The sequence below is a fragment of the Citrobacter sp. CK199 genome, from assembly GCF_030333285.1.
Classification (GTDB): Bacteria; Pseudomonadota; Gammaproteobacteria; order Enterobacterales; family Enterobacteriaceae; genus Citrobacter_B; species Citrobacter_B koseri.
This window is the reverse complement of sequence record NZ_JAOWGF010000009.1, coordinates 1-213: the sequence shown is the minus strand read 5'-3', so window position 1 is coordinate 213 and position 213 is coordinate 1. Positions and strand designations below refer to the sequence as shown.

Sequence of the window (213 nt, the reverse complement as noted above, 5' to 3'; positions counted from 1 at the left end):
ATCCTGCACGACCCACCAATGTAAAAAGGCACCCTAAAGGTGCCTTTTTGCTATGCGCAATATTTATGATTCGAACCTGTAGCAGGTTCGGGTCGAACGTAGTGAGACAACGGAGCCGCTAGCGGCGACGGCCCGAAGGGCGAGCGAAGCGAGTCATCCTGCACGACCCACCAATGTAAAAAGGCACCCTAAAGGTGCCTTTTTGCTATGCGC

1 other RNA gene is annotated in these 213 nt (G+C 53.5%); it reads left to right on the top strand.

Annotation, left to right across the window (positions count from 1 at the left end):
- The first annotated feature begins 47 nt into the window (after nucleotides 1-47).
- Nucleotides 48-173: non-coding RNA, RtT sRNA (locus OGX75_RS00905), on the top strand.
- Nucleotides 174-213 lie beyond the last annotated feature (40 nt).